23 protein-coding genes are annotated in these 21,179 nt (G+C 72.3%); 12 read left to right on the plus strand and 11 right to left on the minus strand.

From position 1 onward, the window contains the following. Positions 1 to 721: RraA family protein (locus tag P3T35_RS34200; protein WP_348533449.1), on the plus strand; the 721-nt coding region annotated here is incomplete at its 5' end. Between the two features lie 14 nt (positions 722 to 735). On the opposite strand, the gene P3T35_RS34205 is transcribed toward P3T35_RS34200, so the two are convergent. Next, entirely contained in the window at positions 736 to 1,623 is an 888-nt protein-coding gene (locus P3T35_RS34205) for a LysR family transcriptional regulator (protein WP_101383404.1), read from the minus strand. A 216-nt stretch (positions 1,624 to 1,839) separates the two neighbouring features. On the opposite strand from P3T35_RS34205, the gene P3T35_RS34210 reads away from it, so the two are divergent. After that, a complete protein-coding gene (locus P3T35_RS34210) occupies positions 1,840 to 2,412 on the plus strand; it encodes a DUF6817 domain-containing protein (protein WP_101383403.1) in 573 nt (190 codons plus the stop codon). Between the two features lie 8 nt (positions 2,413 to 2,420). On the opposite strand, the gene P3T35_RS34215 is transcribed toward P3T35_RS34210, so the two are convergent. Next, complete coding sequence (locus tag P3T35_RS34215) at positions 2,421 to 2,975, minus strand: DinB family protein (RefSeq protein WP_101383402.1); 555 nt, start codon at positions 2,973 to 2,975, stop codon at positions 2,421 to 2,423. Positions 2,976 to 3,163: 188 nt separating this feature from the next. On the opposite strand from P3T35_RS34215, the gene P3T35_RS34220 reads away from it, so the two are divergent. Continuing rightward, the gene (locus tag P3T35_RS34220; RefSeq protein ID WP_101385433.1) at positions 3,164 to 3,931 is read left to right on the plus strand and encodes a 3-hydroxybutyrate dehydrogenase; all 768 of its coding nucleotides are present in this window, start codon (positions 3,164 to 3,166) and stop codon (positions 3,929 to 3,931) included. Between the two features lie 59 nt (positions 3,932 to 3,990). Here P3T35_RS34220 and P3T35_RS34225 read toward each other — a convergent pair whose 3' ends face one another. The 3 genes from P3T35_RS34225 to P3T35_RS34235 form a co-directional block, all read right to left on the minus strand. Then, positions 3,991 to 4,626 (minus strand): hypothetical protein, encoded by a 636-nt coding sequence (locus P3T35_RS34225; RefSeq protein ID WP_101383401.1) that lies wholly within the window; start codon positions 4,624 to 4,626, stop codon positions 3,991 to 3,993. Between the two features lie 11 nt (positions 4,627 to 4,637). Then, positions 4,638 to 5,378 (minus strand): SDR family oxidoreductase, encoded by a 741-nt coding sequence (locus tag P3T35_RS34230; RefSeq protein ID WP_180356710.1) that lies wholly within the window; start codon positions 5,376 to 5,378, stop codon positions 4,638 to 4,640. Positions 5,379 to 5,619: 241 nt separating this feature from the next. Further along, complete coding sequence (locus P3T35_RS34235; protein WP_101383399.1) at positions 5,620 to 5,898, minus strand: helix-turn-helix domain-containing protein; 279 nt, start codon at positions 5,896 to 5,898, stop codon at positions 5,620 to 5,622. A gap of 86 nt (positions 5,899 to 5,984) precedes the next feature. Between P3T35_RS34235 and P3T35_RS34240 the strand changes: the two genes are divergently transcribed. The 3 genes from P3T35_RS34240 to P3T35_RS34250 all read left to right on the plus strand — a co-directional run bounded on the left by P3T35_RS34240 (position 5,985) and on the right by P3T35_RS34250 (position 7,339). Continuing rightward, positions 5,985 to 6,323 carry a hypothetical protein gene (locus tag P3T35_RS34240; protein WP_101383398.1) on the plus strand — a complete coding sequence of 113 codons (339 nt, stop codon included), beginning with the start codon at positions 5,985 to 5,987 and terminating at the stop codon, positions 6,321 to 6,323. A gap of 147 nt (positions 6,324 to 6,470) precedes the next feature. After that, complete coding sequence (locus tag P3T35_RS34245; RefSeq protein ID WP_101385432.1) at positions 6,471 to 6,866, plus strand: helix-turn-helix transcriptional regulator; 396 nt, start codon at positions 6,471 to 6,473, stop codon at positions 6,864 to 6,866. Positions 6,867 to 6,922: 56 nt separating this feature from the next. Next, entirely contained in the window at positions 6,923 to 7,339 is a 417-nt protein-coding gene (locus P3T35_RS34250; protein WP_101385431.1) for a VOC family protein, read from the plus strand. A gap of 3 nt (positions 7,340 to 7,342) precedes the next feature. Here the strand turns inward: P3T35_RS34250 and P3T35_RS34255 are convergent, their stop codons facing one another. The 6 genes from P3T35_RS34255 to P3T35_RS34280 form a co-directional block, all read right to left on the minus strand. After that, positions 7,343 to 7,660, minus strand: coding sequence for a hypothetical protein (locus P3T35_RS34255; protein WP_101383397.1), 318 nt, complete (start codon positions 7,658 to 7,660; stop codon positions 7,343 to 7,345). 115 nt (positions 7,661 to 7,775) lie between these two features. Continuing rightward, positions 7,776 to 8,699 carry a MerR family transcriptional regulator gene (locus P3T35_RS34260; protein WP_101383396.1) on the minus strand — a complete coding sequence of 308 codons (924 nt, stop codon included), beginning with the start codon at positions 8,697 to 8,699 and terminating at the stop codon, positions 7,776 to 7,778. 89 nt (positions 8,700 to 8,788) lie between these two features. Then, a complete protein-coding gene (locus P3T35_RS34265; protein ID WP_101383395.1) occupies positions 8,789 to 9,535 on the minus strand; it encodes a ferritin-like domain-containing protein in 747 nt (248 codons plus the stop codon). Positions 9,536 to 9,682: 147 nt separating this feature from the next. After that, on the minus strand, positions 9,683 to 10,687 hold the full coding sequence (locus P3T35_RS34270) for a hypothetical protein (RefSeq protein ID WP_101383394.1): 1,005 nt from the start codon (positions 10,685 to 10,687) through the stop codon (positions 9,683 to 9,685). Positions 10,688 to 10,862: 175 nt separating this feature from the next. Beyond that, entirely contained in the window at positions 10,863 to 11,783 is a 921-nt protein-coding gene (locus tag P3T35_RS34275; protein ID WP_180356709.1) for a hypothetical protein, read from the minus strand. Between the two features lie 165 nt (positions 11,784 to 11,948). Continuing rightward, positions 11,949 to 13,202 carry a S53 family peptidase gene (locus P3T35_RS34280; RefSeq protein ID WP_280709061.1) on the minus strand — a complete coding sequence of 418 codons (1,254 nt, stop codon included), beginning with the start codon at positions 13,200 to 13,202 and terminating at the stop codon, positions 11,949 to 11,951. Positions 13,203 to 13,689: 487 nt separating this feature from the next. Between P3T35_RS34280 and P3T35_RS34285 the strand changes: the two genes are divergently transcribed. The 6 genes from P3T35_RS34285 to P3T35_RS34310 all read left to right on the plus strand — a co-directional run bounded on the left by P3T35_RS34285 (position 13,690) and on the right by P3T35_RS34310 (position 21,153). After that, positions 13,690 to 15,135 carry a hypothetical protein gene (locus P3T35_RS34285; RefSeq protein ID WP_180356708.1) on the plus strand — a complete coding sequence of 482 codons (1,446 nt, stop codon included), beginning with the start codon at positions 13,690 to 13,692 and terminating at the stop codon, positions 15,133 to 15,135. 192 nt (positions 15,136 to 15,327) lie between these two features. Then, on the plus strand, positions 15,328 to 16,665 hold the full coding sequence (locus P3T35_RS34290) for a CHAP domain-containing protein (RefSeq protein ID WP_101383390.1): 1,338 nt from the start codon (positions 15,328 to 15,330) through the stop codon (positions 16,663 to 16,665). Positions 16,666 to 16,827: 162 nt separating this feature from the next. Then, complete coding sequence (locus tag P3T35_RS34295; protein ID WP_180356707.1) at positions 16,828 to 18,540, plus strand: AfsR/SARP family transcriptional regulator; 1,713 nt, start codon at positions 16,828 to 16,830, stop codon at positions 18,538 to 18,540. Then, positions 18,537 to 18,929, plus strand: coding sequence for an RNA-binding S4 domain-containing protein (locus P3T35_RS34300; protein ID WP_101383388.1), 393 nt, complete (start codon positions 18,537 to 18,539; stop codon positions 18,927 to 18,929). The genes P3T35_RS34295 and P3T35_RS34300 overlap by 4 nt, the downstream gene beginning before the upstream one ends. Before the next feature lie 197 nt (positions 18,930 to 19,126). Next, positions 19,127 to 20,461, plus strand: a complete 1,335-nt coding sequence (locus P3T35_RS34305; protein WP_101383387.1) for a DUF2252 domain-containing protein — start codon at positions 19,127 to 19,129, stop codon at positions 20,459 to 20,461. Between the two features lie 338 nt (positions 20,462 to 20,799). After that, positions 20,800 to 21,153, plus strand: coding sequence for a DUF6204 family protein (locus tag P3T35_RS34310; RefSeq protein WP_101383386.1), 354 nt, complete (start codon positions 20,800 to 20,802; stop codon positions 21,151 to 21,153). The last annotated feature ends 26 nt before the right edge of the window (positions 21,154 to 21,179 follow it).

Consider the following 21,179-nt stretch of genomic DNA (forward strand, 5'->3'; position numbering starts at 1 on the left):
GGAGCACGTGATGGACCAGGAGACGTTGCGTCAGCGATTCGCCTCGCTCAGCACCGCGCATGTGGCCGACGCCTGCATCCGCGCCAAGCTGCCGGTGCGCTGCGCGCCGGCCGGGATGCGGCCGCTGGAGGCCGGGAGCAAGGTCGCCGGGCGGGTGGCGCCGGCCCGGCACGTCGGCAGCGTGGACGTCTTCCTGGAGGTGTTCGAGCGCCATGTCGCCCCCGGCGACGTCCTGGTGGTCGACAACGCAGGCCGGCTGGACGAGGCCTGCGTGGGCGACCTGGCGGTTCTGGAGGCCGTTGCGGCCGGGCTGTCCGGGGTGGTGATCTGGGGTCTGCACCGGGACACCGCCGAGCTGCGGGCGATCGGCCTGCCGGTGTTCAGCTTGGGCGCCCTGGCCACCGGCCCGCAGCGTCTGGACGCCCGCCCGGCGGATGCCGTGCACGGCGCCGAGCTCGGGCCGTGGCGGGTCACCTCGGACGACGTGGTGCTCGGCGACGACGACGGGGTGATCGTCATCGCCGCCGACCGGGCGGATGAGCTGCTCACCGTGGCCGAGTCGATCCGCGACACCGAGCGTCGGCAGGCCGAGCGGATCCGCTCCGGCACCACGCTGCGGGCCCAACTCCGGTTCGCCGACTACCTGGCCGCCCGCGACCTGGATGGCGAGCTGACCTTCCGCGCCCATCTGCGCGGCATCGGGGGCGCCATCGAGGAGTAGCGAGGAGTAGCTCGCTAGGGCCGCTGGTGCGCCACCACGGTCTCGGCGAACTCCAGGGCCGGTCGGCTGAGCGCGTCCCACTGGCGGACCGCCCAGCCGACCGCCAGCGGCGGCAGGCCGGGAATCGGGATCAGGCGCAGCGACGGGTGCTCGGTGGCCTGCCAGCCGGGCAGCGCGGGCACCACGGCGGTGCCCGCGTCCAGCCCGGCCAGCAGCATGGCGGTGTCCCAATCGGCCACGCTGGTGGTGGCGTTGGGCTCGGTGGCCGGGTGGGCGAGCTGGCCGTCCAGATGGGCGCGGCCGGCCGAGTTCTCCGGCAGCCGGATCGGCTGCAGCCCGCTCAGCTCGCCGGGGTCTATGGCCTCCCGGCGGGCCAGCGGGTGGTTGACGTGCACGGCGAGCACCCAGGGCAGTTCGAGCACCGGGCGCTGCTCGATGCCGCGCACCGGGGTGCTGATGGTGATCCAGCCAAGGTCGGCCTCGTTGGCGGCGAGTGCGTCGAAGCAGCTGCGGCTGGAGGTCTCGGTGCGGAACTCCAGGTGCACATCGGGGTGTCGGCGCCGGAACGCCACCACCGCGTCCGCCATGAAGTGCCGCACCGTGGTGGCCCCGGTGGTGATCCGCACGGTGCCGCTCTCCCCTTCGCGTAGATCCCGCAGCCGGCGCAGCGCCTGGTCCAGCTGCCCGATGCCCTGCGCCGCCGCCCGGTGCAGGATCCGCCCGGCCTGGGTGGGCACCACCCCGCGCGACTGCCGCTCCAGCAGGGTCAGCCCGAGCTCGGCCTCCAGTCGGCGCACGTGCTGGCTGATCGCCGACTGGGTGCGCTGCAGGTCACGGGCGACGGCGCTGAGGTTGCCCGCCTCGCAGGCGGCGACGAAGACACGGAGGTCGTCCAAGGTCATGGGCAGCCAAGGTATCCCCTGGGAAGGCAGCCAAGCTATTCCTTGGGGATCTGGAAGAAAACCCGAGGATTGACTTGGATCTCGGGGTGCTGAACGATCGTCAGTGGCCCGGGACGGCACCCTGTCCAGGGACGGCGGCGGCGATCCGGACGCGGACGACGACCGCAAGGACAGGGGCCGGTCTCGGGAACGCCACCCACTCGGAGGAACCCCTTGATGCCCGACTCTCCCCCAGACTTCGTCCGGGGGGACCCCCATCAGCAGGCCGACGCCCTGCTCCGCTCGCTCGGGGCCGCCGAACTCGACCACCCCGGCGGCACCCTGCTCGCCCATCTGCACCGGGTCCGGGAACTGCTCGCCGACTGGGGTGCCCGCCCCGAGCTGCAACTGGCCGGCCTGTGCCACGCCTGCTACGGCACCGACGGCTTCCCCACCGCCCTACTGCCGGCCGCCCGCCAGGACTCGCGCGACCGGCTGGCCGCCGTGATCGGCCCGGCGGCCGAGCAGCTCGTCCATGACTACGCCGGCTGCGAGCGGGGCCCCACCTATCGGGAGCTGACCGGTGAACCGCCGCGCATCCACGACCGGTTCACCGGCCGTCCGTACCAGCCGACACCTCATCAGCAGCGCGACTTCGCGGAACTGACCGCGGCCAACGAGCTGGACCTGGCCCGCCATAGCCAGGATTTCCGAGCTCGCCACGGAGCCGCGCTGCTGACGCTCTTCACCCGGTGGCGCCCACTGCTCAGTGAACCGGCCTGGGCGACCGCCGAGTTGCTGTTGGGCTGACCGCCGGGTCAGGCGGCCGGCTGCCCGGTCACGTCGTACAGGTGGTGCACCGGGTCGTGGATGAAGTACTGGGCGAAGCTGCTCACTGTGAAGCGGGCGCCGTCGGAGCGGTTGCCGGTGCGCTCCCACTGCTCGCCGGTGACCCGCTCGAAGGCGGCGGCGATCACCTCGGCCGCCTCGGCCAGTTCGCCGGAGACCACGGCCGGGTCCTGCTCCCGGTAGCGTTCGGCGAGCGCGGTGTCGTCCTGGTCCCAGTTGGGGAAGAGCGGGCTGTCCTGGGTGAGCATCAGGTCGAGGCGGTAGGCGAAGAGCCGGAAGACGTCGCGGACGTGGCAGCCGTACTCCAGCGTCGACCAGCTGGCCGGCTCGGGGCGGCGGCGCAGCTCGGCCGGGTCGCCGGCCAGCAGCGCGGTCCAGCCGGCGGCGTTGGCGCGCACCAGCGCGGGGACCTCGGCGGGGTGGACGGCGGGGGTGTCCAGGCCGCAGTCGGGGCAGGCCCGCTCCAACACCCAGGTCCAGTCCTTGGTGTCGGGGACGATGGCGGCGGTCTCTTCGTTGCTCATGGCTCCATGATCGTCGGTGTGACGGGGTGCCGACCAGTGGCAGTCATGCCACTCGTCATCAAGATCCTGCCACCGAGATCCCCCCAGCGGCCGGTCAGGCCTCATGGCGGTGGCAACCACGGCGCACCGAGCGGATGTGGCGGTACGTCACATGGGTGACCGAGCCGCGGATCCCTACCGTTGTGACCATGGAGAACTATCGGACAACCGGGCGGTTCCTGACCGGCCGCACCGCGCTGGTCACCGGCGCGGCCGGCGGGATCGGCCGGGCCTGCGCGCATGCGCTCGCGGCGGCGGGCGCCACGGTCCATGTGGTGGACCTGGCCGCCGAGACGGCCAGGGCCGTTGCGGCCGAGATCGGCGGCACCGCCCAGGTGGTCGACCTGTCCGACCCGGCGGCGGTGGACACCCTGCCGTGCGAGGTCGACATCGTGGTCAACAACGCCGGCCTGCAGCACGTGGCGCCGGTGCAGGACTTCCCACCGGAGCGGTTCGCGCTGATCCAGCGGGTGATGGTGGAGGCGCCGTTCCGGATCCTGCGCCGCACCCTGCCGCACATGTACCGGCGGGGCTGGGGGCGGGTGGTGAACATCTCCTCGGTGCACGGCTTGCGGGCCAGCCCGTTCAAGGTCGCCTATGTGGCCGCCAAGCACGGGCTGGAGGGGCTGAGCAAGGTGGTCGCGCTGGAGGGCGCCCCGCACGGGGTGACCAGCAACTGCGTCAACCCCGGCTATGTGCGCACTCCGCTGGTGGAGCGCCAGATAGCCGACCAAGCGCTTGCTCATCAGATCCCCGAACAGGAGGTGGTCGAGCGAGTGCTGCTGGAGCGCAGCGCGATCAAGCGCCTGATCGAGCCCGCCGAGGTGGCCCAGGCCGCGCTCTGGCTCTGCTCCGACGCCGCCGCCTTCATGACCGGCACCTCGCTCACCCTGGACGGCGGCTGGACCGCCCACTGACCCCCGCGGCTCCCGCGGCTCCCGCCGCCCGAAGTCAACGCCCTTCGGGCAGCGGGGAGTCAGCGCGGATCCGGCCGGTCCAGGTTCCAGTGCCGGACCACCATGCCGACCCAGGCCTCGGTCTGCACGCCCGGGATCAGCGAGAACCGGCTGATGGTGCGCTGCCCGCCCTCGGAGTCGCCGTAGAGCAGATCGATGTCGACCCGCTCCCGGTTCTCGATCAGCTTCCGCAGCGGGCCGAAGTCGGGGTCCTCCGCGTCCCGGACCGCCGCGTGCCAGAAGCTGGTGTCCCCGGGCGCCACATAGAGGTCACGCGCCTGCCGTCGGAAGTCCGCCGGATCGGGGCGCTCGGCCCGTACGAAGACGTGCTCCCCCACCCAGCGCCAGCCGTGGATCACGCCGAGTCCCGGCCCCACGTTGCGCAGTGAGATGGCCAGGTAGACGTTGCCGTCGACGAGCATCACATAGCCCGCGCCGCCGTCCAGATGGGTCCAGTGCGCGTCGTGCCAGACCACCTTCTGCGTGGGCGACTCCAGTTGGGAGCCGATCAGCAGCGGGCGCAGCGAGGCGAGCACCGCCCGCTCGGCCGAGAGTGCGGCCCGGTCGGCCGAGCGGATCGAGGCGAAGGAGGCCCCGGCGAGCACCAGGGTGCCCCCGGCGGTGGCGAGGTTGGAGATGGTGGACCAGTCGACCATGGCGGGAGGCGTCAGAACATCGCGCCGTTGGCGCGCACGGTCTGGCCGGATACCCAGCCGGCCTCCTCGCTGACCAGCCAGCCCACCACCGGCGCGATGTCGCCGGGCTGCCCCAGCCGACCGCGCGGGCTGTGGTGCGCGGCGGCGGCCATCGACTCCGGCGTCTCGGCGTTGCGGTAGAAGTCGGTGTCCACCGGGCCGGGCGCGACCGCGTTCACCGTGATGCCGCGCGCGCCCAGTTCCTTGGCCGCGGCCAGCACCATCCGCTCGACGGCCGCCTTGCTGCCCGAGTAGAGGCCGTAGGGGCCGGTCATCACGGAGGTCAGCGTGGTGGAGAAGACCACGTACCGGCCGCCGTCACCCAGCAGCCGGGCGGCTGCCCGCAGGGTGTAGAAGGCACTGCGGGTGTTGAGGCCGATCACGCGGTCGAAGTCCTCGTCGGTGACCTCGGCCAGCGGCTTCTTCAGCACCATGCCGGGCAGGTGCACCACGATGTCCAGTCGCCCGTGCCGCCGCACGGTCGACTCGAACAGCTCGTTGACGTCCGCCGACACCGTCGCGTCGGAGCGGACCGCCTCGGCCTCCACGCCGTGCTTGCGCAAGGCGGCCACGGTCTCCTGGGCCGCCTCGGCGCCGTTGGCGTAGCTGATCACCACGGTGGCCCCGCGAGCCGCCAATTCCTCGGCGCAGGCCGCACCCTGGTTCCGGCTGCCGCCCACCACGATGGCGACCTTGCCCTCAAGATCGCGCACAGCCGTCGTCCCGCTCATCCCGTCCCCCAGCCGATCGCAGAAAACTGACGGCTGATCATATTGGCCGAAGATAGCGTTTCACTATCGCTACCCCTGCCCGCGCGCGGGGGGCCGACGTCATCACCGGCCCACCGCAAGGGAGTTCGCCTGCCCAGCACCCCGGCATCGCCGGCACCCCCAGCGCTCCCAGCGCCCCGAGCACCCCCCGGTCACCCCCAGCCCCGCCCAACCGCTCGGCGACTCAGCGCGCCCCGAGCACCGAGGCCAGCAGCCCCGGAAAGCGCGTGTCGAGCTCCGCGCGGCGCAGCGACATGATGCGGTTCTTGCCCTCCTGCCGGGTGCTGGTGAGACCGGCCTCGCGCAGGATGCGCCAGTGGTTGGTGAGTGTCGACCGCGGCACCGCGAGGCCGTCAGGGCTGCAGGCGCTCTCACCCTCGGCCGCCATCCGGCGCACCAGTTCGAGGCGCACCGGGTCGCCGAGCGCGTGCAGCACGGCGGCCAGTTCCAGAGCGTCTGCCATGGCAGTAGTATGCCGATCGTTTCGATATTTCGGGAAAGTCGAAATGATCTCCCCAGCAGCGACCCAGCACCTCCGGAGGCCTCGCCGTGCCCGCAATCGCCACCCTCGCCCGCATCTATGTGGACGACCTGGACGCCGCCCTGCCCACCTTCACCGCCCTCGCCGGTGAGCCGCCGCAGTTGAGGTTCGGCTACCGCGGCCTGGAGCTGGCCCGCGTCGGCGGCTTCCTGCTGATCGCCGGCCCGCCCGAGGCGCTCGCCCCCTACCGGGACACGCACGCCACCGTGCTGGTCGGCTCACTCGACGAGATCCTGGACAGCGGCACCGTGCTCGACGGCCCCAACAAGGTGCCCACCGGCCGCAACGCGACCCTGCGGCACCCGGGCGGCGCGGTCGTCGAGTACGTGGAGTTCGCGTCCGCGTGAGCCGCCGGGCGTGCTCTCCGCTCTGGTGGCCCCGCTCGGTTGACCCGCACGCCCGGTGGGCGCGACTCTGGAGGGGCCGACCCACCAGCAGGCCGACCCACCGGCAGGCCGGCCCACCACCAAAAGGACCGCCGCCCCGTGCCCCGCATACCCATCGCCGACCTCGTCCGCCTGCGCCAGGCCCGGGACCGGATGGACCGCGACTACGCGGAGCCCTTGGACGTCCCGGCACTTGCGCGGGACGCCCTGATGTCACCGGGCCACTTCTCGCGCAGCTTCCGCGCCGCCTACGGCGAGACTCCGTACAGCCATCTCATGACCCGCCGGATCGAGCGGGCCAAGACGCTGCTGCGGCGCGGTGACATGACGGTGACGGAGGTGTGCATGGCGGTCGGCTGTACGTCGCTCGGGTCGTTCAGTTCGCGGTTCACCGAGCTGGTCGGCGAGAGCCCGAGCGCCTACCGGGCCCGCGACCACGAGCACAGCGCGGGCATCCCGGCGTGCATCGCCAAGATCCACACCAGGCCGGTCCGGAACGGCTAGCGCGGGTATGGCCGGAACGCGGGCGAAAGGCCCCGCCAGTCCCTAGGGTGCTGATCATGGATCTCAAGCTTGCACAGTGCTTCATCGCCGTCGACGACCACGAGAAGGCGCTCGCCTTCTACCGCGATGTGCTCGGCCTGGAGGTGCGCAGCGACATCGGGTTCGAGGGGATGCGCTGGGTGACCGTCGCCTCCCCCGACCAGCCGGACGTGGAGATCGTCCTCGAACCGCCGGTCGCCGACCCGCACGCCACCGAAGCCGACCGGCAGGCGGCGGCCGAGCTGATGGCCAAGGGCCAGCTGCGCGGGGTCATCTTCCGCACCGACGACTGCGACGCCCTCTTCGAGAAGATCCGCGCCAGCGGCGCCGAAGTGCTCCAGGAGCCGATGGACCAGCCGTACGGGGTGCGCGACTTCGCGTTCCGCGACCCGTCCGGCAACATGCTGCGGTTCAACCAGCCGCGCGCCCAGTAGCCGTCAGGCCGGGCGCTCGCCGGTCACCACCTCGCCGTGGGTGAAGGGCAACTGGTCGGCGTCCGGCCCGCTCAGCACCAACCCGCAGCCGTGCCCTGCCTCCAGCTGCGGCAGCCGCACCCCGCGGTACTTGTGGATCTCGAGCAGCACCAGCTCCACCTCCCGCCCGTCCGGCGTCGTGCGGCGGAACCGGTCGCCCTCCCGGACCTCCTCGTAGGTCCGCGCGGCCACGGCGACCATCCCGGGCTTCCGGCCCAGCACCCGGTCCAGATAGAACTGCGGGGCCTCGGCCGCGGGCGATTCCATGATCGACTCAGTCATCCCGTCAGCATGGCACGGCGCCGGCGGCTCCCTCTCCGGCTTTTCGAGCCGCGCGCTGTCGAGCCGCGCGCTGGTGAGCCGCGCGCTGGTGAGCCGCCGGCTGTTGAGCTGCCCGCTACTGAACCGCCAGCGCCCGGGCCGCCCAGCTCAGCGCCGGGTCCGGCGGCTCCGGCGCCGGCCAGCCGTTGACCACCGCGAGCAGCCGACGGTAGCGCGCCAGCCGGGGGTCGGCGGCCTGGGCCAGCCGCTCGGCCAGCCGCCCGCGCGGGGCGGGGTCGTCGGCACGGCCGCGGGCTCGCACGTAGCGGGCCACCAGTGCCGCGGCGATCGGTGCCGCCTCGGGTGCGTCCGGCGCGGTGCCGGCGGCGAGCGCCGGACGCACCAGCTCGCACAGCTCGGTGACCAGGTCGGGGCGTGGGACGCTGTTCGGGGACCGCTCCACCGCGTGCTCCTCGGCCAGCCGGCGGAGCACGGTGCGGAACTCCCGCTCCTGGGAGAGCTCGGCGAGCTCCACCCAGGCTTGCAGCTGCGCGGCCTCCGGTTCGGCCGGCAGGACGGGGGTCAGTGAGCAGGCGATCCCCTGGAAGGCTCCCTCGGCGTCGACGCCGCCGAAGACCGCGGTGAGGAAGTCGTCGATCAGACGTCGGCGCTGCTGCTCGGTGAGTGTGGCCAGTCGGTGCATGAGTTCCATCTCCTGGGTGCCGGCGCCGCGTTCGGCCACCGCCGACAGGACCGCCTGGCGCAGCCGCAGGGTGCGGATCTGCACCTCCAGGGCCGCGACGTGTGCCGCGGCCACCTCGGGGAGGGCGAGCTCCCGCTCCACCACCTTGCGGACGGTGGCGAGGTCCAGGCCCAACTCGCGCAGGGTGCGCACGAGTTCCAGCCGGGCCAGGGCGTCGGTGTCATAGCGGCGGTAGCCGGACGGGCTGCGGTCGGTGGGCGAGACGATCCCGCGGTCGGAGTAGAAGCGCACGGTCTTGACCGTCAGTCCGGTCCGCCGGGCCAGCTCGCCGATCGAGTAGAGCGCATCGCCGTTCATGCCGCCAGCTTGGCGCCTCCCCTTGGTGGAGACTCAAGTCGGGGCCGGGCTCAGGGGCCGGGCTCAGGGGCCGGGCTCAAGGGTCGGGCTCAGGCCGGTGCGCGGTGGGCGGCCGCCGCGCCCGGGGTGCCGACCGCGCCGAGCAGGCCGGCGGCGACCGGCACCGAACTCCGCAGCACTCCGAGGACGAACCCGGTGCGGGACGCCCGCAGGCTGTGCAGCGCCGGGCCGTGGTCCACTGCCACGAACAACGCTGCCGCCAGCAGCAGCAACCGCCAACCGGCCAGCGCCAACGGGCGCAGGGCGGTGGGCAGCTCGGCGATGGAGTCGTGCAACCTGCGGGTGTGGAACGGGATGTGCCGCTGCTCGTCCCGCAGGATCCGGGCGGCGACCTCGCGGGTGAGCGGGTCGGCGACGCCGTCGCGCAGGTCGCGGTAGTACTCCACGGCGACCAGTTCGGCGGTCATCAGCACCATCAGCTCCAGCCGCAGCCCGAGCAGCCGCCGGACCCGCATGAAGATCCGGTCGCTCCAGTGCCCGGTCAGCGTCGCCACCCCGGCGGTCTCCAGCAGCCGGGCCAGCAGCCGCGCGTGGCCCAGCTCCTCGTCGATGAACAGCCGCACCGCCGCCGCGTAGTGCGCGTCACCTGCCAGGTCGGCCTTGCCGATCAGGTTCCGCCCGTCGCCGTTCTCGCCGATCTGGAACTTCTGCAGGCTCCGGCAGACCGTCGCCGGCAGGTTCGCGCCCCACTCCCACCGCGGCTCCTCCAGTCGCGCCCGCCGTGCCCGCTCCCCCTCGAACTCCGCCACCCAGTCGGCGAACCCGTCCTCGCTCATGCCCTGGCACCCCCACGTCCCGAGCCCGCCCGACACTGACCGCCCGCGGGCACACCGAGGTAGACGCCCGTCCTGGGCGCCTACCGTGACCGCCAACGCTAGCGCACAATTGAACGCGTTCAAATGACGGCGCGCAGCTGGGCGGGGTCAGTACCCGTAGTCGCCCCGGACGGGGTCGGGGAAGCGCTCCGCCACCTCTCTCAGCCGGTGGCCAGCGAAGACGGCGCGGAGCATGTTGGTGGGATGCTCGACGTGGCCGTCGAAGCGGAAGCGCTGGCGGATGAAGACGGTGCCGGTCCAGTAGTTGTCGGCCGCGTAGGGAGTACCGGGGAGGGCGTCCGGGTTGGGCTCCAGATACTGCCAGCGGGCCTTCTTCCACATGACCACGCACTCGCCCGCGTACCAGGCGGCGTGCATCCAGAAGTCCTCCTTCGCAACCTCGTTGTACTCATCGACCGACGCGAAGCGCTCAAGCAGCAGCTCCTCCAGGGCATCCAGCGACTCCGGCCGGTAGTTCCAGCGCTCCTCGCCGCCGCCCGCCTCTTGGACCCAGCTCCAGCGGTGCAGATTCCGGTGGTACCAGCCCCAGTTCAGCAGCCGCTTGGCCATGGTGAACGACTCCAGCTCCGCCCGCGCTATCCACGGGGTGGGCAGCCGCTCGGGCTCCCAAGTCCCGTTGCCCTTGCGCCGTTTGCGGGCTCGCACCGCGCCGCGCAGCCGGCGGGCCTCCTCGGCGAAGACCGTGCCCGTCTTCTCGGCCACGGCGCGCTCGACGATCTCCAGGGGGACGACCGGCGCCAACTCCAGCGCCGGGTCCGGGCAGACGACCGGCAGCCCGATGCCACCGTCCAGGGTCTCGTCCCAACCCCAGCGCCCACCGGCCTGGTTGAGCAGGGTCTCGCCCAGATAACCGGCGACCGACCGCAGCAGCAGGGTGTCCATGTCGCCGCCGAGTCGGCGGTCCAGGAACCAGTGCAGCGTCCTCTCCAGGCGCTTCAGCGAGGGCGCCTGGTAGGTGTGCGACCAACCGGCGTAGCTGAAGGTGCCGTTGAGCAGGTCCATGGCCTCGTGCAGGTCCTGGATCCAGGCGTACAGCTCGAAGTCGGCCGTGCCCCTCGGGGCGTTCATACCGCGGATGTAGACGTCGTCCATGGGGCCAGACCCTATGGGCCGGGTCTGACGACGAGTCAGACCGGTCATACGGCGGCCAGGAGACGCTGCTCACTCGCGCGGAAGGCGTAACGAGAACGTGCCCGGCGCGGCGGCCGAAGCCGTCGCACCGGGCACGTCAGGCCCTGCTGGGAACCCTGTCGGGCCCTACGGTCGATCAGTACTGGCCGTAGGTCCCGGAGCCCCAGATCGCGCTGTTGGACGTGTTGTAGACCACGAAGTTCAGGTCGAACTGGATCTTCGCGGTGGCGCCCGGGCTGTTCCAGGTGTTGCTGTCCCAGTAGGGGTTGCCGGTCGTCTTGTCGATGACGGCGAGCACACCGTAGGTCGAGTCCATGACGGTCTCGACGTTGGACTTGTTCCAGGTGCCGGAGCTCCACAGAGCCTGGCCGTCCCGCTTGCGGTAGACCACCAGGTTGCCGTCCGGCTGCATCAGCACCCAGGCGTTGGCGGACTCGATCCAGTGGCCGGGGGTCAGGGCGTGGCCGGACAGGAGGGTGTCCGCCGGAACGTCGGGGTAGGTGCCGTTGACCTGGTTGACCAGGTAGCCGGTGTGGCTGCCCCAGTACGCGGTCTGCGCGGCGTCGTTGCCGACCATCAGGTCACCGTAGTAGAACTCGGCGTAGCTGTTGGTCTTGCCCCAGGTGCCGGAGCTCCACAGGGCGCCACCGGTGGTCGGGCCACCGCCGGCCTTGTAGAGCACCAGGTTGCCGTCGGCCTGCATGGTCAGGTAGGCGCCCCAGTTGCCCCAGGTGCCGGTGGACCAGAGCGACTTGAAGTGCTGGCCGTTGGAGAAGTTCATGTAGACGACGAGGTTGCCGTCCGACTGCATCTCCAGCGTGGTGTCGTTGTCGACGATCTTCTGACCCGAGGCCAGGGTCTGGCCCGGGTTCAGGACACCACCGTTGTTGCCCACGTTCGGAGTGGCCGTCTTGGCCGTCCGCGACGCCTGCTGGTGGAACGGCTCCGCGGTGACCGGCGCCTTCACGTGCTGGGCCGCCGGCGCTGCCACTGCCGCCGGCGCGACAGCGGCCGCAAGGCCCGCGCCGACCAGCATCGAGGCAGCACGCATGAGCATGCGCTTGCGCATGATGAGGTAACCCCCCTCGTAGGTTGAGCTTGAGGAGGATATTCATACACCCTTGCGAAGACATCGTGTGCGGCAGGGCGGGGTGAATTGACGGCCGGGGCCGGCACACCCCATGAGTGTGCCGGCCCCGGCCGCTCGGAGAGTGGCGGCAGGTCAGCCGGTGAAGGCCGCCAGGCCGTTCGGGGTGCCCAGGCCGGTCGGGCCGTCGTAGCCGGGGCCGGCGGTGCACAGGTAGGACGGCGAGCAGGTGCCGTTGCTGCCGCTGGTCACGTCGTTCAGCGCGCCCGGGTGGGCGTAGGCGTCGGCGGCCGGGACGGCGACGGTCGGCGCGCCGGCGTCGGCGTAGACGCCCGCGATGATCGGGGACGAGGCGCTGGTGCCGCCGTAGACGGACCAGCCGGAGGCGCCGTAGGTCTGGTAGACGGCGACACCCGTGGCCGGGTCGGCGACGGCCGACACGTCGGCGACGGTGCGCTTGGCGCAGCCGCTGTCGGTCTGCCAGGTCGGCTTGGTCTCGTAGGCCGAGCAGCCGGAGCCGGTGCCCTCGGTGGAGCTGGTGGACCACACCGACTCGCTCCAACCACGGGCGCTGGAGTCCCGCTTGAGCGCAGTGCCGCCGACCGCGGTGACGTAGGGCGAGGAGGCCGGGTACTGCGCGCCGTACGCCGAGTCGCCGGCCGAGACGGTGATCGCCACACCCGGGTGGTTGAAGTAGGTGGTGTCGTACGAGGTGTCGACGGACGACTCGCCGCCGCCGTAGCTGTTGGAGACGAACTTGGCGCCCAGCTTGACGGCCTCGTTCACGCTGGCACCCAGGTTGGTCATGCTGGCGGTGTTGGCCTCGACCAGGATGATGTGGGCGTTGGGCGCGATCGCCGAGACCATGTCGAGGTCGAGCGATATCTCGCCGGCCCAACCGGAGTTGCTGGCGGGCAGCTTGCTGGTGCTGCCGGTCTGACTGACCTTCTTGAAGCAGCCGTTGGCGGTGGTGCAGGCCGGCAGGCCGAACTGCGAGCGGTAGACGGCCAGATCGGACTCCGCGTTGGGGTCGTTGTAGGCGTCCACGATGGCGATGGTCTGCCCGGCACCGCCGTTGGCCGGCAGGTTGTAGGCGCTGATCAGGTCGCTCGGGCCGAAGCCGGACGGAGTGGCGTTGGGGGTGACGCCGAGCGCGTTGACGTGCTGGGCGGCGCTGGTGACCTTCAGCGCGTTGCACGCCATGGTGTCACCGGCCGCGAGGGTGGCGCACGAGCGGATCCAGGAGGTGCCGCCCTTGGTGTAGACGGTCGCGGGGGCCGCGTTGGCGGGCGCGGCGGCTGCGGCCAGCGTCGCGGTGGCGAGCGCCGCGGTACCGGTGAGGGCGACGGCGAGGCGACGGATCCGGGCGCTGGCGGGGGAGCTGAACAACGAACTGCCTCCTGTGGTGGGGGAACCGGGGGCACTGCGCATGACGAGTCCGCTCATGGGCCGTGGGGTGGCTCATGGGCGGCGAGCGAGGGAGCTGTCGAATCCCGGTTCGGGTCGACCAGCTGGCGATGAGGCTAATGAGTCATGGTCAGGTCAACAAGAGGTGAGCACGAATGAAATGTTCCGGTTACCGGCGTTGGCCGGAAGTGACCATCCGTTAGCTGAAACGCCGTCGCCGGGCAACGCGGCAGTAACAATTCGCTGGACGGCAGCGCCTCGCTCAGCTCGCTGAGCAGCGAGTACGATCACACCGCCAGATCGACCAGCCTTCAGGTACCAACACCAGGAACGCGCGTTCGCACGACAGCCCCGGGCCGTCTAGCAGCGGCGGTTCGGGCAGAGCCCAGGAGACTCGTTGGCCCGCAAACCACGTCCCATCGACCCGACTGAGGGGCCCCTGCAGGCCTTCGCCCACGATTTGCGGCTCGTGCGCGAAGTTGCCGGCAACCCCACCTACCGAGCCCTCGCCACCACAGCGGGATTCGGCGCCACTACTCTGAGTGATGCCGCCGGCGGAGTGCGGCAGCCCAGCCTGGAGGTGACCCTGGCGTATGTCGGGGCCTGCGGCGGTGACGTCGCCGCCTGGGAGCAGCGCTGGCGGGAGCTCAACCGCACATTGGAGGAGCAGCGGGCGGGCGCGAAGCACGAGGACGCGGACGAACCCGAGGCCGAAGCCGGGGAACCGGCACCCACTGGATCCGACACACCCTCAGCCGACGCACCCCCACCCGACGCCCCCGCGCGGGACGCCTCTTCGGCCGACCCCGCCGCCCCCGAGACCGCCGGACCCGACGCCCTCTCACCCGACGCCCCGTCAACCGAAACCCCGTCAGCCGAGACCCCCGCACCCGGCGCCGCCGAGCTCCGCGATGGGGACTCCCCGGAGTCCAGCGGCCACCCCGGCACCCCCACCCGCCCGATGTGGCGGCGCCCGGTCACCATCGCCGCCGTCGCCGTGATCGCCCTGATAGCCACCCTGCTGGTGACCCGGCCGCCGATCATGCAGGACGCGAAGGCCCAGGAGAGCACCCCGAGCGCCTGCGGCCCGATGCCGCCGCCCGCCGCCAAGGACACCGGCTCCTTCGACTTCGTCGGCACCACCTACGGCGACGGCGCACACGTCCGCACCGGCGCCAGCCGCAACTCCCCCACCATCCGCACCGTCCCGGCCGGCTGCCAGCTGCACTTCACCGGCTACTGCCTGGGCGACGTCATCTACGACAGCCACGGTGCCTCGGCGGACATGCGCTGGTTCGAGCTCTACGGCGGCGGCGTGATCTCCTCGGCGATCATCCACGGCAACCCGCCGGACGCCATGGCACCCTCGCAGTGCCCGGCGGACCGCCCGATGCCCGACGCGATCTCGCTCAACATGCTGCGCACCGCCGACACCTCGGACACCGTGCGGCTGTGGGCCACCGGCACTAATCTGGGAATCGTCGGCTTCGCCGCGCGCTACGTCACCCCGAGCATCCCTCCCAGCGCCTCCCCGAGCGCCGGGTCGAGTCCGGCCACCGTCACCACCGGTCAGCCCACCCCGACCGGCGGCGCGGCGCCCACCGCACCGACCTGGCACCACCTGGACGTGATCAACAGCGACACCAACACGTTCAGCTACCCGTGGCGCCTGGGCCCGCTGTCCGGCACGGCCGAGCAGCCCGGCAATCCCGGCACCGCCATCGCGGTAATCGCCGTCGCCTGCCTGGGCGGCGACGGGCCGACCGATGTGACCGACGTCCGGCTGGTGCCGGCCCCCTCCGGCACCGACCCCGCGCAGCAGGTTCCGAGCCCCCCGCAGCAGATCAAGCTGAGCGCGGCGGAGCAGATCACCGCGTCGCACGCCGCCTGCCGGTACCCCGACGTCAACGGCTGAGTGACTGTCAGAGCATAGCGCCGTCACGGCCCGCGACCGGCGGGCCGTGACGGGCGCGATACGGCGGCGATACGTCCACCGACGACAGTGGGCGCACCCGCACGCAAGCCTCCGGGCCCCGGCTCCTCATCTCGGCCGGGGCCCGCGCCATGCGTGCGGGCCGTCCACGTCCCCGCTCCCCCAAGGACCACGGTGAACGTCACTCGCCTTCTGCGCCGGATATCCGGCGCCGCGGCGGTTCTGCTGATGCTCGGCTTCGTCTCGCTGGCCCCGGCGACCGCCGCCTCGGCGGCCACCGGCGCCGGCGTGGCCTCCCTGGCCACCGCCAACGTCACCAAGACCGCCGGCACCTGCGCCAACAACCCCACCTACAACAGCCTCGGCGGCTCGGAGTTCGAGCACAGCTGCGACGGCAACAACGGCACCCCCGAGTACTGGTGCGCCGACTTCGCCATGTGGGTCTGGCAGAACGCCGGCTACTACATCGGTGGCCTGGACGCCGGCGCGGCCAGCTTCTACACCTACGGCCAGAACAACGGCACCCTGCACACCGGCACCGGCTACACGCCGCAGGTCGGTGACGCCGTGGAGTACGGCTCCACGCAGGACAGCGAGATCCACCACGTGGGCATCGTGACCGCCGTGAACGCGGACGGCTCGGTCGACACCGTCAACGGCGACTGGGGCGGCACCACCGGCACCGGCTCGATGGCCGGCTTCGCGGTCAGCTCCAGCGTCGTCAAGATCACCTTGCCGGCAGGCCAGACCTCGGTCGGCAGCGTGCCGACCACCGTCGACACCAAGGACGGCTACAAGATCGTCGGCTACACCACTCCGGTGACCGGAAGCGGCTCGTTCGGCACCAACCCGTACACCGCGCCGCAGGTCTGCGGCAGCGGCTACGGCATCATCGACTCGCACGACCTCGGCTCCGCCACGGTCTTCCTGCTCTACAACGGCTCGACCGGCAGCAACTGCGTCACCACCCTGGTGAAGAACCCGTCCGGTCCGGTCGCGCTGAACGCCAACCTCACGGTCCAGGGCGGCAGCCCCGTCAGTGACACCGGCACCTACACCGACTACGCCGGCCCGGTCTCGGCCGCCGCCGCCAACTCCTGCGTGCAGTGGGGCGGCAGCTACGCCGGCACCTCGTGGACCAGCCCGTGGGACCACTGCGGCACCGGCGCGCCGACGCCCTCCCCGGCCACCGGCAACCCGTACACCGCCGGCCAGGTCTGCGGCAGCGGCTACACCGTGAGCGACAGCCACGCCCTCGGCAACGCCACCGTCTACCTGCTCTACAACTCCGCGACCGGCAACAACTGCGTGACCACGCTGGCCGACAACCCGTCCGGTGCGGTCTCGATGAACGCCACCCTCGCCGTCCAGGGCGGCAGCTCCGGTAGCAACCCCGGCAGCTTCACCTACTACGCCGGCCCGGTCGTCGAGAACGCGCCCACCGCCTGCGTGATGTGGGGCGGCAGCTACGGCACCACCTCCTGGACCAGCCCCTGGAGCCACTGCGGCTGACGCGGCACTCCAACAGGTCACACAGACGTCAGCTCGGCCCGTCAAGGGTCGAGCTGACGTTCTGTTGTACGGAATTGATTGACCGATTCCACACAGGCTCGCCGAACAATCCGACGTCGCGCTACACATGGCCTCACCAGCGAAACGAGGGGGGCCACTTCGGTGGAGTTCGGGATTCTCGGACCACTGCTGATCAAAGACGCGGCAGGGGACCGCACCGTTCCTGCGCCCAAGCAGCGCATCCTGCTGGCCGCGCTACTGGTCCGGGCCGGCCAGCCGGTGACCGCCGAGCGGCTCGCGGAGATCGTCTGGGACGGCCGACCGCCGCGCAGCGCGTCCAGCACGCTGCGCAACTACGTGATGCGGCTGCGCCAGGTGCTCGGCGAGGCCGGCGAGCGGATCGAGACCCGGGACGGCGGCTACCTGCTGCGCGCCGCGCCCGCCGAGGTCGACCTGCACCGGTTCGCCGAACTGCGCGACCGCGGACTGGCGGCGCTGCGCGCCGACGCCGTGCCGGACGCCGCCGCGCTGCTGCGGGACGCCCTGGCGCTGTGGCGCGGCCCGGCCCTCGCCGACGTGCCCTCCGACGCACTGCACCGCGAGGAGGCCGAGCGGCTGGCCGAAGTGCGCCTGGACGCCCTGGAACTGCGGCTGGCCGCCGAACTGCGGCTCGGCCGGCACACCGCCGCGCTGGCCGAGCTGCGCGAGCTCACCACCGCGCACCCCGAGCGCGAGCGGTTCTGGGCCCAGCTGATGACCGCCCTGGAGCTGGACGGCCGCCCTTGGGAGGCGCTGACCGCCTACCGGCGGGCCCGGGCCGTCCTGGCCGACGAGCTCGGGGTGGAGCCAGGACCGGAGCTGCAGGAGGCGCACCACCGGATCCTGTCCGGGCAGGACACCCCGGTGATGCTCAACCAACTGCCGCCGCAGCTGCCCGACTTCACCGGGCGGGCGGTCGAGCTGCGCCGGCTGACCGAGCAGTTGGCCGCCCCGCAACCGCACGGCGCGCCGCAGGTCGCCGTGCTCACCGGCGGGCCGGGGGTCGGCAAGAGCGCCCTGGCGCTGCGGGCCGGGTACCTGGTCGGGAGCTGCTTCCCGGACGGCACGCTGTACGCCGAACTCGGCGGCGCCACCGGCATCTCCGCGGTGCTGCGCGCCCTGCTGAGCTCGCTGGGCCTGCCGGCGTCCGCGATCCCGGCCGGGACGGCGGCCCGCACCGCGCTCTACCGTTCGGTGCTGGCCGACCGCCGGGTGCTGGTGGTGCTGGACGACGCGCAGTGCGGCGCCCAGGTGGGCCCGCTGCTGCCCACCGGGCCGGGCAGCGCCGCCCTGGTCACCGCCCGGGACCGGATGGCCGACCTGCCCGGCGCCCAGGTGGTCCAGCTGGAGCCGCTGGGCCCCCAGGACAGCCGGCAGCTGCTGGCCCGGCTGATCGGTCCGGAACGGGTGACCCGCGAACCGCTGGCCGCCAGCGCGCTGGTGGAGCGCTGCGACGGGGTGCCGCTGGCCCTGCGGATCTGCGCGGCGCGGCTGGCGGCCCGCCCGCGCTGGCAGTTGGCGCAGCTCGCCGAGCGGCTGGCCGACCAGGTGCTGGAGGAGCTGCGGATCGGCCGGCTGGACCTGTGGGCCGGGTACGCCGCCAGTTTCCGGCGGCTCGACCCGGCCGCCGCCCGGGCCTTCCGGACGCTGGCCGAGCGCGGTTCGGAGGCCCTGGTCCGCTGCCGTCCCGATCCGGTGCTGGAGCGGCTGGTCGACGCCCATCTGCTGACCAGTCCGGCGCCGGGCCACTACCGGGTGCGACCGCTGGCCCGGGCGTTCGGCCGCTCGTTGCGCCAGGCCGTCCGGGTGCCGCCACAGGTTAGGCTCAACCCATGAGCGCTGAGGAGGGTTCGGTCCGGGTGGACGCCTGGGTCTGGTCGGTGCGGCTGGCCAAGACCCGCTCGGTCGCGGCCGGGCTCTGCCGGGCCGGGCACGTCCGGGTGAACGGCGAACGGGCCAAGCCGGCCCAGCCGTTGAAGGTGGGCGACGAGGTCCGGGTGCGGCAGGAGGACTGGGACCGGGTGGTGGAGGTCACCAAGCTGCTGAGCAAGCGGGTGGGCGCCTCGGTGGCGGTCGACTGCTACATCGACAACAGCCCGCCGCGCCCGGCCTCCGACCCGTTCCACGTCAACGCGCCGGTCGCGGTGCGCGAGCGCGGGGCCGGCCGGCCGACCAAGCGGGAACGCCGCGACCTCGACCAGCTGTCCGGCCGCCGGGGGCGCTGAGCCCGGCCCGGATGCGCGGCGGCCGGGGGCCCTGACCCCGGCCCGGATGCACGGCGGCCGGGGGCCCTGACCCCGGCCCGGATGCACGGCGGCCGGGGGCCCTGACCCCGGCCCGGATGCACGGCCGCCCCGCAGCGCCGACGATGGGTTCGGGCGGGGTGGCGAGTTCGGGCGGGGTGGCAAAAGGAGGCGGCGAAGTGGTCGACGCGGCGCGGCGCGCGAAACGCGGACGGGCGGTGCGCAAGACCGTGAGCCGGGCCTCGCACGGCCGGTGGATCCCCGCCGGCGACCGGCCCGACCCGGTGGCGGTGTTGATCGAGCAGGGCGCGGACCGGGTGCCCGAACTGCTGCCGGTCCGCTACGGCCGGATGGCGCAGTCCCCGTTCGCCTTCCTGCGCGGCGCCGCCGCCGGGATGGCCGCCGACCTGGCGGCCGTGCCCGGCACCGGCCTGGAGGTGCAGCTGTGCGGCGACGCCCATCTGCTGAACTTCGGCATCTACGCCTCCCCCGAGCGGGACCTGCTGTTCGACGTCAACGACTTCGACGAGACCGCGCCCGGTCCGTTCGAGTGGGACGTCAAGCGGCTGGCCGCCAGCATCGCGGTGGCCGCCCGGGACAACGGGGAGCGCGACCGCAAGGCGCACGCCGCCGCCCGAACCGCCGCGACCGCCTACCGGGAGACCATGCGGCGGCTGGCCGAGCTGGGCGAACTGGCCGTCTGGTACCAGCGGATGGGCACCGAGGAGGTGCTCCCGCTGCTCACCCGCCGCCAACGCCAGCGGGCCGATCTGGCGCTCACCCGGGCCCGGCGGCGCACCAGCCTCCAGGCACTCGACAAGCTCACCGAGGAACACGACGGGCGGTACCGGATCATCAGCGACCCACCGCTGCTGGAGCGGCTCTCCGACCCCGAGTACCGGGCGGTCGGCCAGGTCTTCAGCAGCTACCGGGCCACCCTGCCGGATGAGCTGCGCCGACTGCTCGATTGCTTCCAACTCGTCGACGCGGCCCGCAAGGTGGTCGGGGTGGGCAGTGTGGGCACCCGCTGCTACATCGTCCTGCTGCAGGGGCGCGGCCGGGGCGAGCCGCTCTTCCTGCAGATCAAGGAGGCCCAGTCCTCGGTGCTGCAGCGGTACCTGCCCGGGCCCGCCCCCGAGCACCAGGGCCAGCGGGTGGTGGTCGGCCAGCGACTGATGCAGTCGGCCAGCGACATCTTCCTGGGCTGGACCACCGGCCCGGCCGGCCGCCACTACTACGGCCGCCAACTGCGGGACATGAAGGGCTCCGCCCAGATCGAGCTCCTGAACGCGCGCGACCTGACCGACTACGCCGCCCTCTGCGGCCGCACCCTGGCCCAGGCCCACGCCCGCTCCGGCGACCGCATCGCCATCGCCGGCTACCTGGGCACGGCCGACATCTTCGACACCGCGATCGCCGACTTCGCACTCCGCTACGCCGAACAAACCCTGGCCGACCACGCCGCCCTGACCACGGCGATCGCCACCGGACGCGTCCCGGCGGAAACGGAGTGAGCTAGCGAGCTGGGGTTCGATGCCGACCGATCTGAGGAAAACGAGTGGCTTCGTCCCGGTACGCCGCCATGGGGTGCCGCGCACAACGGAGTGAGCGAGCCGGGGTTCCGATGCCCACCGCCCCGAGAAAACCGGTGGCTTCGTCCCGGTACGCCGGCTCAGGATCGCGCGCATAGCGGGGTGAGCCGGGGTTCCGATGCCGAGAAACCGGTGGCCTCGTCCCGGTACGCCGCCATGGGGTGCCGCGCATAGCGGGGTGAGCGAGCTGGGGTTCCGATGCCCACCGCCCCGAGAAAACCGGTGGCTTCGTCCCGGTTCGCCGCCTTAGGGTCGCGCGCATGACCGAACGTGACTTCCGGATCATCGTGCGCGGTGCCTTCGACTCGCTCACCGACGACCAGCGGGCCGCGCTGCGCGCTGAGGCCGCCAGCCACGACGTGCTGTTCGCGAGCTTCACCCGCGAGGGCCACCTCAGCTATGACATCGCGGCCCGCGCCGACTTCGCCTTCCGTTTCCTGGAGTCGGGCAGCGCCGACGAGGACATCGTGCCGGCCACCGCTCGCGCCGAGGCGTCCGCCGAGGCCTGGCTGAGCGAGCGCGGCTACGCCTGGAAGAATCTGCGCTCCACCGCCGAGGACATGTCGAAGGCGGCCCTCTCCAAGCGCCAACGCAAGGCACAGGCTAGCGCTTGAGCACCAACTCGGCGTCGGCTTCGGCC

It is taken from the genome of Kitasatospora sp. GP30 (genome assembly GCF_029892145.1).
Taxonomy (GTDB): domain Bacteria; phylum Actinomycetota; class Actinomycetes; order Streptomycetales; family Streptomycetaceae; genus Kitasatospora; species Kitasatospora acidiphila.

What these genes read in the sequence shown, in the direction of transcription:
- P3T35_RS34225 (WP_101383401.1), bottom strand. Translation starts at nt 4,626, where the DNA reads ATGGTCGACTGGTCCACCATCTCCAACCTCGCCACCGCCGGGGGCACC.
- P3T35_RS34260 (WP_101383396.1), bottom strand. Translation starts at nt 8,699, where the DNA reads ATGAACGGCGATGCGCTCTACTCGATCGGCGAGCTGGCCCGGCGGACC.
- P3T35_RS34300 (WP_101383388.1), top strand. Translation starts at nt 18,537, where the DNA reads ATGAGCGCTGAGGAGGGTTCGGTCCGGGTGGACGCCTGGGTCTGGTCG.
- P3T35_RS34265 (WP_101383395.1), bottom strand. Translation starts at nt 9,535, where the DNA reads ATGAGCGAGGACGGGTTCGCCGACTGGGTGGCGGAGTTCGAGGGGGAG.
- P3T35_RS34220 (WP_101385433.1), top strand. Translation starts at nt 3,164, where the DNA reads ATGGAGAACTATCGGACAACCGGGCGGTTCCTGACCGGCCGCACCGCG.
- P3T35_RS34270 (WP_101383394.1), bottom strand. Translation starts at nt 10,687, where the DNA reads ATGGACGACGTCTACATCCGCGGTATGAACGCCCCGAGGGGCACGGCC.
- P3T35_RS34255 (WP_101383397.1), bottom strand. Translation starts at nt 7,660, where the DNA reads ATGACTGAGTCGATCATGGAATCGCCCGCGGCCGAGGCCCCGCAGTTC.
- P3T35_RS34210 (WP_101383403.1), top strand. Translation starts at nt 1,840, where the DNA reads ATGCCCGACTCTCCCCCAGACTTCGTCCGGGGGGACCCCCATCAGCAG.
- P3T35_RS34275 (WP_180356709.1), bottom strand. Translation starts at nt 11,783, where the DNA reads ATGCTCATGCGTGCTGCCTCGATGCTGGTCGGCGCGGGCCTTGCGGCC.
- P3T35_RS34250 (WP_101385431.1), top strand. Translation starts at nt 6,923, where the DNA reads ATGGATCTCAAGCTTGCACAGTGCTTCATCGCCGTCGACGACCACGAG.
- P3T35_RS34215 (WP_101383402.1), bottom strand. Translation starts at nt 2,975, where the DNA reads ATGAGCAACGAAGAGACCGCCGCCATCGTCCCCGACACCAAGGACTGG.
- P3T35_RS34235 (WP_101383399.1), bottom strand. Translation starts at nt 5,898, where the DNA reads ATGGCAGACGCTCTGGAACTGGCCGCCGTGCTGCACGCGCTCGGCGAC.
- P3T35_RS34205 (WP_101383404.1), bottom strand. Translation starts at nt 1,623, where the DNA reads ATGACCTTGGACGACCTCCGTGTCTTCGTCGCCGCCTGCGAGGCGGGC.
- P3T35_RS34310 (WP_101383386.1), top strand. Translation starts at nt 20,800, where the DNA reads ATGACCGAACGTGACTTCCGGATCATCGTGCGCGGTGCCTTCGACTCG.